This window comes from Eubacterium sp. CAG:156, assembly GCF_000434315.1.
In the GTDB taxonomy this organism is placed as follows: Bacteria; Bacillota; Clostridia; order Lachnospirales; family Lachnospiraceae; genus Eubacterium_U; species Eubacterium_U album.
Map to the genome: position 1 here is coordinate 21,922 of NZ_FR878187.1, position 11,521 is coordinate 33,442.

The 11,521-nt window shown below is 31.2% G+C and carries 10 protein-coding genes; all 10 read left to right on the forward strand.

From position 1 onward, the window contains the following. Window position 1: 1 nt before the first annotated feature. The 10 genes from ABMA45_RS09625 to galE all read left to right on the forward strand — a co-directional run bounded on the left by ABMA45_RS09625 (window position 2) and on the right by galE (window position 11,511). Window positions 2–2,140: a hypothetical protein gene (locus tag ABMA45_RS09625; protein ID WP_022089675.1), complete on the forward strand. Its 2,139-nt coding sequence runs from the start codon at window positions 2–4 to the stop codon at window positions 2,138–2,140. Window positions 2,141–2,674: 534 nt separating this feature from the next. Then, window positions 2,675–3,736 (forward strand): leucine-rich repeat domain-containing protein, encoded by a 1,062-nt coding sequence (locus tag ABMA45_RS09630; RefSeq protein WP_022089676.1) that lies wholly within the window; start codon window positions 2,675–2,677, stop codon window positions 3,734–3,736. Window positions 3,737–3,827: 91 nt separating this feature from the next. Beyond that, on the forward strand, window positions 3,828–4,667 hold the full coding sequence (locus tag ABMA45_RS09635) for a polysaccharide deacetylase family protein (RefSeq protein ID WP_347993910.1): 840 nt from the start codon (window positions 3,828–3,830) through the stop codon (window positions 4,665–4,667). A gap of 29 nt (window positions 4,668–4,696) precedes the next feature. Continuing rightward, complete coding sequence (locus tag ABMA45_RS09640; protein ID WP_022089678.1) at window positions 4,697–5,734, forward strand: leucine-rich repeat domain-containing protein; 1,038 nt, start codon at window positions 4,697–4,699, stop codon at window positions 5,732–5,734. Window positions 5,735–5,798: 64 nt separating this feature from the next. Continuing rightward, window positions 5,799–6,755, forward strand: coding sequence for a glycosyltransferase family 2 protein (locus ABMA45_RS09645; protein WP_022089679.1), 957 nt, complete (start codon window positions 5,799–5,801; stop codon window positions 6,753–6,755). Window positions 6,756–6,917: 162 nt separating this feature from the next. After that, entirely contained in the window at window positions 6,918–7,352 is a 435-nt protein-coding gene (locus ABMA45_RS09650) for a hypothetical protein (RefSeq protein ID WP_022089680.1), read from the forward strand. Then, complete coding sequence (locus tag ABMA45_RS09655) at window positions 7,352–8,326, forward strand: hypothetical protein (protein ID WP_022089681.1); 975 nt, start codon at window positions 7,352–7,354, stop codon at window positions 8,324–8,326. The genes ABMA45_RS09650 and ABMA45_RS09655 overlap by 1 nt, the downstream gene beginning before the upstream one ends. A gap of 37 nt (window positions 8,327–8,363) precedes the next feature. Continuing rightward, the gene (cdaA, locus tag ABMA45_RS09660) at window positions 8,364–9,260 is read left to right on the forward strand and encodes a diadenylate cyclase CdaA (protein ID WP_022089682.1); all 897 of its coding nucleotides are present in this window, start codon (window positions 8,364–8,366) and stop codon (window positions 9,258–9,260) included. Next, entirely contained in the window at window positions 9,217–10,470 is a 1,254-nt protein-coding gene (locus tag ABMA45_RS09665; protein ID WP_022089683.1) for a CdaR family protein, read from the forward strand. Before cdaA ends, ABMA45_RS09665 begins: the two co-directional genes overlap by 44 nt. 15 nt (window positions 10,471–10,485) lie before the next feature. Continuing rightward, window positions 10,486–11,511 (forward strand): UDP-glucose 4-epimerase GalE, encoded by a 1,026-nt coding sequence (gene galE, locus ABMA45_RS09670; protein WP_022089684.1) that lies wholly within the window; start codon window positions 10,486–10,488, stop codon window positions 11,509–11,511. The last annotated feature ends 10 nt before the right edge of the window (window positions 11,512–11,521 follow it).

The following is an 11,521-nucleotide window of genomic DNA, read 5'->3' on the forward strand; positions in this document are numbered from 1 at the left end:
AATGAAAAAAATAGTATCAATAATGTTGATATTTGCAATGATGACAGTTACGGTTTCCTGCTCAAAAAATGATAATAAAAGTGAGAAAAATATAGTCCCTGATAAAGAAACAGCAATTGAAAATGTTGACACGAACGGCAACAACATAGAGTTTGTAGCGCAGGGAGACTATTTTTATCACAATGATAATAAGAAATGGAACAGAGTGATTCTTAAGGGTGTAAATATGGGACTAACTCTGGCTACTACTAATTTAAACAATCCGGATGTAAGTTATGAAACTTATATGGAATGGTTTGAACAGATAAGTGAAATGAATGCAAATACAGTGAAAGTATTTACAATAATGAATCCGGATTTTTATCAGGCATTTTACGATTACAACAAAAAAGCAGAAAGCCCGTTATATCTTATTCAGGGAATATGGTTTAATGAAGATTATCTGTACGATGTGGCAGATGCACTGGATGCTGATAACATAGTAGCAGATGCTTTTGAGAGAAACATAACTGAAACAATAGATATAATACATGGAAATAGTGATTATACTTCGTATGGAAATATTAAAAATGCAGTATATCATAATGATATATCAAAATATGTTGCAGGATATATTTTAGGACTTGAATGGCCGGCAGAATTTGTTCAGAATACAAATTCCCACACGGATAGGGAAGCGTATTTTGGAGAGTATTTGGAAAATACAAATGATGCTACACCATTTGAAAGTTTTCTATGTGAAATGGGAGACAAACTTATAAGTTACGAAACACAAAGTTATAAAACGCAGATACCTGTAGCGTTTCTTAACTGGCAGACAACAGATGCACTAAAACATAGTAATGAGCCGTTTGAGGAAGAAGACAGCGTATCGGTTAACACTGAAAATATTAAGTCAAATGAATCATATAAAGCAGGTTTATTTGCAGCGCTTGACATATATCCGTATTATCCGGAATTTATGAATCATCAAAAAGAATATGTTGATTATAAAGATTCAAATGGACAAAGTAATCCGTATGAAGCTTATTTGATTGATTTGAAAAAAGAATATACAGTCCCGGTTATGGTCGCTGAAGTGGGGCTTCCAACTTCAAGAGGAATTGCTCATGAAAGTGTAGTAGGATACAATCAGGGTGGACTCACAGAAAAGCAGCAGGGAGAATATCTGACTAATCTATTGACTTCAATTTATAAATCAGGTTATGCCGGAGGTATGATTTTTTCATGGCAGGAAGAATGGTTTAAGCAAACATGGAACACAGTGAAATATGCACCTGAAAATCCTGAATGCCGCACACCAAATGTTATGTCGGCAGAGCAGGGCTATGGAATTGTGGCAGTAGAACCGGGAGAAAATCAGATATGTAAAATAGATGGAAAATTAGATGAATGGTCAGATAGTGAAAATATTATAGACTCTGATGAGTACAAATTATATTCAAAATATGATGAAGGTTATTTGTATTTGGCTGTGCAGTTAAAAAGCAAAACGGATGGAAAAATATATGTTCCTATCTCAACATTGGGTGTAGGAAGTCAGAAAGATAATACAAGAAATATTGCATTTGACAAAAATACAGACTATATATTGGAAATAGACAAAAATGGAGAAACAAGACTTCTTACAGATGCATATTACAGTACGTTTTATTATATTTACGGTTACAGTAAAGGAGTGTTTGATTTTGACAATGATTATTCAGTAAAAAATTCAGGAGAGTATGTTCGCATTCAAATGTTTACTAGTAATGAAATGTATTTGCCTGATGACAATAAAACCATCGAACCTCAATTTTATGAGAGTGGACTATTGAAAGCAGGAATTACGGACCCTGACAGTGATAAATTTGATAACACAGCAGACTATTATATAGCAGATAATACAATGGAATTTAGAATACCGTGGTATTTATTAAATGTAATGAACAGTACACAAGGTACCGTAATTAATGACTTCTATAGTGAAGGGAGTATTAATTTTACAGATGTACAAGAAATAAATATGGGTATTGGAAAAACAGGTGATAATATAGAATTAAAATCAATTCCATTTGAAGAAAAACAACAAAGTAGTTATCACACAAGACTGAAAAAGTCATATGAAATACTGAAAGAGTATTTGAAAAAGGTTAAATAATGCTATTGGAATAAATTATCGTTCGGTTGATACAGATGATGTCATATTAAATATATGCAGTTTTGTAATAGATTGTTTTGTTTATGCAATGTTTAATAAAATATGCATATATTTAAGTGAAAAACAAAATTTAAAACAAAAATAAATAGAATAGTTTAATAAAAAAGCATTTGCACAAATATTTATTCTTAATTTAAATAGAATATTGTGCAAATGTTTTTTTGTTAATGCAGATTAGTATGGATTAAACAAAAATTTAAATATAAAGAATATTAAAATATACAAAATATACAATGCTTAATTGACACAAATAATATGAAATGTTAATATGAAAATGTAACTAGTATATATTATATAAAAATTTGAATACTGGTTTTAAAGGGAAGTGAAAAACATCTAATTATAATTCTTAACAAAAACTCCTAATAAAACTATAAAAGAATATTTGATAAAAATGAGCAACTGCAAAACTATACATATTTGCAAACGGAACACCATTAATTGCAAAAAGCATACCGGATTAAGGAGGTTGTTATGAAAAAAACGAGGAAAATAATAACATATACTTTAATAATGTTAAGCTTAATTATTTTATATTCAGGTAATACATACGCAGCGAAGAAAGTGAAAAACATACAGAGTTATGTATGGGTTAAAGATAAAATCGTTATAGGTAAGGGAAACAGAGCAAGCTTAAAACAATACGGATTTTATACTGTTTATAGTAAAAAAAATAAACTGGAAAGCAGCAATCCTAAAATAGCAACAGTCAACAAGTATGGGTTGGTAAAGGGCAAAAAAACAGGAACTGTGGTAATCACAAAATATAAAACTGATAAACAAGGAAGAAAAATTATTCTGAAAAAGTGTAAGGTTACAATAAAGAAAAAAATACCGATAGATGATAAATTTACTTATACAGTGAAAACTGATGAGACAGGGGCAGATTATATAAGTGATTTAAGATATATTGGATGTGAGACAGATGTTACAATTCCGGCTTATATTAATGGAATACCTGTAAAAAAATTAGATGATTCAGTATTTCTTACAGATAGGAAATCAAAAGACAAATTTAGTGGAATAAGTGTACCGGAAGATATTGAAAAATTATATATTGAGGACGGAATTACATATGTACAGTGCGTAGTAAGGTTGATGGAAAATGTAAAAGAAATCAGATTGCCAAAGACTTTAGAAACGTTAGATGGTCTAAGTTTCAAGGAATGTGGTCAATTAAAAAAATTAAATTTTAACGTTATATTTAAATTTGGAATAATTCCTGACGGAATGTTTTCATCAGCATTAGATCTCGATAAGCCATTAGTTATTCCGGGAAATGTAAAAACAATAGGCAGATATGCGTTTGATGGAGCAGGAGTAAAAAAAGTAATATTAGAGGAAGGCGTAGAAATAATTGATCAGGGAGCATTTTCATCTTCTGATGTAACAAAGATAGAAATTCCTGAATCCATGAAAATTATAGGTGAATTGGCATTTCAGAACTGTAAATTAAAAACCGTAACTATTAAGTCAGGGGATATACGTGTTGGCACTACAGCTTTTGATAAAAATGTAAAAGTTATTTACAAATAAAAATAGTGATAAAAATACAAAATCCTATGTATAATTTATAAAAGATTGTGCATAGGATTTTTGCCAATTGTGAGAAGGTTAAATGCATATAATGTACGAAATAATCATAATGGCAAAATGGTATTTGACTATGAAAAAATTTATTAAGTGTGTAGCGGTAGCAATTATATTTACAGAAGCATTTTTTGTTGGTGTAGGAATAGGGGTGGTAAAAGACAGAATTATATCAAAGAAAAGCGTAACTGTAGCAAATGCAGGCGATTGGGGATTAGGATTTGGTGCTGAAGGAACAAAACCAACAGGAACGGAATCAGCAGATACTCTAAAAGAATATGATGCTTATTATATGGCGCAGAGTGATGAAAAAATATTGTATTTAACATTCGATTGTGGATACGAAAATGGAAATACTCCGGCGATATTAAAGGCATTGAAAAAACACAAAGTACCGGCAACTTTTTTTGTAGTAGGGCATTTCATAAATGAAAACGAAGATTTGATAAAACAAATGGTAAAAGAGGGCCATAACGTAGGAAATCATACATTTAATCATCCGAATGTTATAGGAATGTCAGAAGAACAATTTGGAAAAGAACTTTCAATGGTGTCTGATAAATTTAAAGAAATAACAGGAAAAGAGATGACTAGATTTTATAGGGCTCCTCAGGGAAAATTGAGTTTTGATAATTTGAAAATGGCACAGAAATTAGGATATAAAACATTTTTCTGGAGTCTTGCATATGTAGATTGGAATACGGATGCACAGCCTACTAAGGAAGAAGCATTTAGTAAACTATTGACAAGAGTACATCCCGGAGCAATTGTTCTTCTCCATAACACATCATCAACGAATGGAGAAATATTAGATGAATTACTAGAAAAATGGGAAGACATGGGATACAAATTTGGAAAGTTACAGGATATAAAGTAAATTAAAAGATAACAGAGGAGGAAACGACAATGAAAAAAAGATTTTTTATAATGTTGTTTTTATGTATGATGGTTCCGTGTATTCCTATAAATGCAGGAACAGATACTAAATATGATAAAGAATATACAATTGAAAAAGGAAATATGAGATTTGAAGGCTCTATATTAGATAAAAAGAAAAGTTATAAGATTGTTACAGAAAATAAAAAAATCGTTAGTGCAACAAAAAGTAGTGAAAACGTGATTATAAAGGGAAAGAAAAAAGGAAGTACATATGTAACAGTTTATGTTAAACGACAGGGAAAATATAAAAAAGATAAGACGATAAAGGTTACGGTAAAAAATAAAATACCTATGAAAAGACAGTATAAATATATTATCTGCAACGAAAATGGAGATGAATATGTAAGCCTTGTTAAGTACAAATGTGATAATTCTAAAGTAAATATTCCTGAATTTATTGAAGGAAAAGTAGTGAAAAAAATAGAAAAGAACTGTTTTAGAATATTAGATGAGAAAACAAAGGTTAATCAATATATAACATCAGTAAATATAGGTAATGGAGTAGAAATAATAGGGAAAAGTGCATTTGGGAAATTGCATCAGTTAAAAGAAGTAACTTTACCAAATGGATTAAGAAAGATGGAAGATAGCGTTTTTATTGAGGATTCAAATTTGAAAAAAGTAAACAATATTGAGTTTATTTATAATTTGGGGTATGTTCCTCTATATACTTTTTGGAGATGTAGCAGTTTTTCACAAAGTATAATTATTCCGTCATACGTAAAAGAAATAGAAGATGGAGCTTTTTGCGGAACCGGAGTTAGTAATTTAGAAATAAAAGAAGGAACAGAAAAAATAGGATCACATGCTTTTGCCCAAATGAAATTAAATGTTGTGGTCTTACCTAAAAGTGTTAAAGAAATAGGAAGTGTGGCGTTTGCAGGTAATCCAATCGATACGGTAGTAATCAAATCTAAAGATACAAAATATGATGACATGACTTTTAGAAGCACAAAAATTGGTTTGCCAAATATATATGAAATATGGAAAATACCAACAGACTAGTCGTTGTTTATAATGGAATAATGTGGTATATTTTAATGACAAAATAATAATAGGAGAAGAGGGAATGAATAAACCAATATTAAACATAGTAATACCATGTTATAATGAGGAAGAGGTTTTACCAATTACAAGCAAGCTTTTTTTAGATAAAATATATGAACTTATTAAGATTGGATATATTGATGATAAAAGCAGGGTTTTATTTGTAAATGATGGAAGTAAAGATAAGACTTGGGATATAATAAAGCAGTTATCTAAAGAAGATGAACATTATCAGGGAATTTGCCAGAGCAGAAACAGGGGCCATCAGAATGCAGTATTGGCTGGAATGATGTATTCTATTGATAAGTGCGATATGATTATATCAATTGACTGCGATGGACAGGATGATATAAATGCAATGAATGAAATGATAGAAGAATATCAGAATGGTTGTGAGATTGTATATGGTGTCAGAAGTAAGAGAGATACAGATACAGTATTTAAGAGAGCAACTGCACAGGGATTTTATAAGTTCCTTAAATGGATGGGCGTAGAAACTGTATACAATCATGCTGATTACAGACTTGTATCGAATAGAGTTCTTAAAGAATTTAAGAATTTTAAAGAGGTAAATATTTTCTTAAGAGGAATGTTCCCATTAGTAGGGTTTAAAAGTACAAGTGTATTTTATGAAAGAAATGAAAGAATTGCAGGAGACAGTCATTATCCGTTATCAAAGATGTTGGCATTAGCGATTGATGGAATAACAAGTCTTTCAATTAAGCCAATCAGATTAATAACGTCGCTTGGAATGTTCGTTTCAATAATAAGTTTTATTGGAGTAATATGGACGTTGATTGTACATTTCATAGGTAATGGCGTTGCAGGATGGGCAAGTATGACAAGCATAATATGTTTTTTAGGCGGTGTACAGCTTATAAGTGTGGGAATTCTTGGCGAATATATAGGAAAGATATATATGGAAGTTAAGGCAAGACCAAGATATATAATTAGTGAGACAACAGAAGAAGATAAATGATGAAATAACAACCTTTTTGTCTAAGGGAAGGAGAAAATGTAACAATATACAGATTCTCAATATAAATTCTCTATGACAGGAAGGTTGTTATAATTTTGTCACTATGATATAATTGTAGGCGATTTTATCGTGGATATTATTACTCAAATTTAGGAGAGTTATATGTTAAATAATGAAAAAATAAGCATAATGACAAAATTAGCATTATATGAACAGAAGAATGCTAAATCAGAGATAAAATATAGTAAATATTATAGAAGCGACTATTTGGCAATTAAGATGATTAAATCATTTGTTGCCGTAACGATTGCCTATGCACTGATGTTGGCTTTATGGCTTATGTTTAGTGCTGATGCATTTATTGGAAGATTAAAGACAACGAATTCATTTATGGCAGTAGTGATTTTAATTGTAATGTTTTATATTTTAATTACGGTTGTATATATGATATTTACATATATTTATTATTCAAAGAAATTTTCTGCCATTAGAGAGAATCTTAATAAATATAATGGAGAATTAAAAGTATTACATAAGATTCAGGAAGAAGAATATGACGCTATTATAAATAGCATGGAAGAGAGAGGTGAGGAATAGTGACAGGTTTTTTAGTTTTAAAGGATAAGATAGTAAATTTTTATAATGAACACGGAGCTTTGGTAAGACCTGTTATTAAGTTCTTAGTTACATTTGTTGCCTTTACTCTTATAAATAGTCATATAGGATATTTAGAGATACTAGATAACCAGCTTATGTTGTTAGTGGCAGCAATAGTACTTTCATTTGTACCATGGTCATTAATTGTAGTTGTATTTTCAGGTATGGTGATTGTTAATTTGTATGCTTTGACGTTAGAAATTGCAGTGGTAGTATTGGTATTAATGATAATAATGTTCTTATTATTTTTTAGATTTTCATCAAGAGATGGGATATTTATATTACTTATACCTATAGCATTCTACCTGAGAGTTCCATATGTCATACCTATTGTGGCAGGATTAATGTGTTCGCCTGCATCAATAGTATCAGTATCATTTGGAACAATAGTTTATTATATTTTAAATGTAGTTGAAACAAATGAAACAGCGATAAGTAATATATCGTCCGATAAAGCTTCTACAGCAGGAATCGGAACAGTAGTTTCCATGATAACAGGAAATAAAGAAATGATATTAACTGTTGTTGTTTTTGCTATAGTATTATTAATTGTTTATGCGATTAGAAGAAAGTCAATTGACCACGCTTGGATGAAAGCAATATTAATAGGTGGAACAGTTGAATTTGTAGCGTTACTTGTAGGAAGTTTAATATTAAACACAAAAGTTTCAATATTATGGCTTGTTATAGGAACAGCCTTGTCATTGGTAATCGCAGTTATTTTACAATTCTTTGTATTTTCTGTGGATTATACAAGAGTTGAACATACACAGTTTGAAGATGATGAGTATTATTATTACGTAAAAGCAGTTCCTAAGCTTAATGTTGCGGAACCGGAGATGAATGTAAAACGTATTAATGCCCAAAGACAACACAATAAAAATAAAATTAAGAAAAAGAGCAATAAAAATTAACATTTGTACGTTAATGTAATGAGAGAGGAGTGATAAAATGAGCATATTAAAAGAATATTTAGGAATTTTTTCTGACAAATATTTGACAATGCCTAAGATTTATGCAAGTGATATTGTGGAAATATTTATTATTGCTGTTCTTGTATATTACATTATGATATGGTTCCAAAGAAGCAGGGCATGGACTTTGTTTAAGGGAATTATAGTTATTGTACTGTTTATGTTTGCGGCAGTACTGTTTAACCTTACGACCATATTATGGATAGCAGATAAGACGTTAAGTGTTGGAATTATAGCAATTATAATCATTTTCCAGCCTGAACTTAGAAAGGCATTAGAGGAATTAGGTAAGAAAAATGTCATTTCCAGATATTTTAAATTTGGAAGTAATACAGGCGATGATAGATTTAGTGACAGATCAATTGAAGAAATTGTGAGAGCTACAGTCGACCTTGCTAAAGTAAAAACAGGAGCCTTAATTGTAATTGCAAAAGAGCAGGATTTGACTGAATACGAGGAAACAGGAATAAGACTTGATGCAGATATAAGCAGACAGTTGTTCATTAATATATTTGAAAAGAATACTCCGCTTCATGATGGAGCAGTAATTATTGATGGTGATAAAATCACAGCAGCTACTTGTTATCTGCCTTTGTCAAACAGCACATCTTTGAGTAAAGATTTAGGTACAAGACACAGAGCCGGAGTTGGTATCAGTGAAGTATCTGACAGTGTTGTTGTAATTGTATCTGAAGAAACAGGAAGTATTTCTATTGCAAGAGATGGAAAACTTATTCGATATGCAGATGCAGCAACTTTGAAAAATGAACTTAAAAAAGTTCAGGCGAAGGAAGAAGTAAAGAGCAAAAAGAAGAAAGGGTGGAGGCGCAATGAAGTCAGTGACGAAAAAACTGAGAGAATCAATAACAAATAATATTATGTTAAAAATTGCGGCTGTTTTTATCGCGGCACTTATATGGCTTGCCGTTGTAAACTTAAGTGACCCGACTAAAACAATAACAATATATGGAATCCCAATAAATTTGACAGATGAGGAAGCCATTACAGACCAGAATAAAGTATATAAAGTTGACCAGAGATTAACATTAAATGTTACTATAACCGGAAAGAGATCCGTAATTTCAGAGTTGAGTTCAGATGATTTTACGGCTGTTGCACCATTAGATGAAATTTCAGTTGCCAATTCAGTTCAGGTAGAAGTTTCAGCTAATAAGAAAAATGTAGAAAATAAGATTTCAATTGTTAATCAGTCAGTAAAAGCAGTTTCAGTAGATGTTGAAGATTTAGTGGACGAGCAGTATCCTGTGGAAGTAGAAATTACAGGAGAACTTGCAAAGGGATATTATTTAGGAGGGTATAGCAACTCAAGAAATAATATTATTGTAACGGCACCGGAATCAGTACAGCATAAGATTGACAAAGCAAAAGTTATCGTAGATGTTTCTAATGCAAGCCAGAGTTTTGAAGAAAAATATAAAATTAAATTATATGATGAAAATGGAAATACAATTAAAAACACTAATGTAACTAAGAACTATAATAAGACAAAAGTAAGTATTGAAGTATTAAAGGGAAATACAATTCCTGTAGATGTTGAATATAGTGGTAAACCGGCAAAGGGATATGAAGTTACAGGGGTAGAATTTGAACCACAAAAAGTTACGCTTGTTGGTAAGCACAGTCTGATAGATTCACTAGAATCAATCAAAGTTCCGAAAGAGGATATCTCTGTTGATGGAGCAAAAGATACGGTTAACGTCGAAGTAAATCTTAATAAGTATTTACCGGATGGTGTAAGTGTGTCAGATTCGGCAAATGCTATTGCAACAATAACAGTTAAAGTTGAAAAGTTGGAAACAAAAAAATTTCAAATAAACAAAAGTGACATATCATTACAGAATATTGAAAGCGGATATATTGCAGAAATTTCCAGTGACTCAATTAGTGTATCGCTTACAGGGCTTAAGTCTGAACTTGATAAAGTTACACCAGATGATATTAAAGCAGTTGTAAATTTAAAAGGTATTAATTCAAATAAAACAGTTGATGTTTCTTTGACGGTACCTAATAATACAACATTAAAGAACAAAGTGTCTGTAAAGGTAAAAGTTACGAAGAAGTAAATGGAGGACTTGATTATGAGTACTATATTAGTAACCGGAGGAGCAGGATTTATTGGAAGTCATACATGTGTTGAATTATTAAATTCAGGATATGATGTAGTTGTTTTAGATAATTTGTCTAACTCATCAGAAGAATCCTTAAGAAGAGTTCAGAAGATTACAGGAAAAAGCCTGAAATTTTATGAAGGAGATATTGCTGACAAAGAATTAGTAGGTAAGATTTTAGATGAAAATAAGATTTTTGCAGTAATTCATTTTGCAGGATTAAAGGCAGTAGGAGAATCTGTTGCAAAACCATTAGAATATTACAGAAATAATATTTCAGGTACATTAGATATGTGCGATGTGATGAGAAACAAAGGGGTAAAGAATATTGTATTCAGTTCATCAGCTACAGTATACGGTGACCCGGCTACAGTACCTATTACTGAAGATTTCCCACTTTCAGCAACAAATCCATACGGAAGAACAAAACTTATGCAGGAAGAAATCTTTAGAGATTTCTATGTTGCTGACAAAGAATGGAACATTCTTTTATTAAGATATTTCAATCCAATTGGAGCACATAAGAGTGGAGAAATTGGAGAAGATCCTAACGGAATTCCAAACAACCTTATGCCATACATTGCAAAGGTAGCAACAGGTCAGCTTCCAAAGGTAAACGTATTTGGCAATGATTATCCTACAAAAGATGGTACGGGCGTAAGAGATTATATTCATGTAGTTGATTTGGCAAAGGGACATGTAAAGGCAATTCAGAAATTAGAAAAATGTCCTGATATAGGTGTTAAGGCATATAATTTAGGAACAGGAATCGGATATAGTGTATTAGATGTTATTGAGAACTTCAGCAAGGCCTGTGGAAAACAGATTCCTTACGAAATAACAGAAAGAAGACCTGGAGATATTGCAGAATGTTATGCAAATGCATCCCTTGCAAAAGAAGAGTTAGGCTGGGAAGCAGAATATGGAATCAAGGAAATGTGTGAAGATACATGGAATTGGCAAAAGAAAAACCCTAATGGATATAAGGGAGTATAATATTGGAGAA

Coding starts and splice junctions, on each gene's coding strand:
- ABMA45_RS09625 (WP_022089675.1), top strand. CDS start 2: ATGAAAAAAATAGTATCAATAATGTTGATATTTGCAATGATGACAGTT.
- ABMA45_RS09630 (WP_022089676.1), top strand. CDS start 2,675: ATGAAAAAAACGAGGAAAATAATAACATATACTTTAATAATGTTAAGC.
- ABMA45_RS09635 (WP_347993910.1), top strand. CDS start 3,828: ATGTACGAAATAATCATAATGGCAAAATGGTATTTGACTATGAAAAAA.
- ABMA45_RS09640 (WP_022089678.1), top strand. CDS start 4,697: ATGAAAAAAAGATTTTTTATAATGTTGTTTTTATGTATGATGGTTCCG.
- ABMA45_RS09645 (WP_022089679.1), top strand. CDS start 5,799: ATGAATAAACCAATATTAAACATAGTAATACCATGTTATAATGAGGAA.
- ABMA45_RS09650 (WP_022089680.1), top strand. CDS start 6,918: ATGTTAAATAATGAAAAAATAAGCATAATGACAAAATTAGCATTATAT.
- cdaA (WP_022089682.1), top strand. CDS start 8,364: ATGAGCATATTAAAAGAATATTTAGGAATTTTTTCTGACAAATATTTG.
- ABMA45_RS09665 (WP_022089683.1), top strand. CDS start 9,217: ATGAAGTCAGTGACGAAAAAACTGAGAGAATCAATAACAAATAATATT.
- galE (WP_022089684.1), top strand. CDS start 10,486: ATGAGTACTATATTAGTAACCGGAGGAGCAGGATTTATTGGAAGTCAT.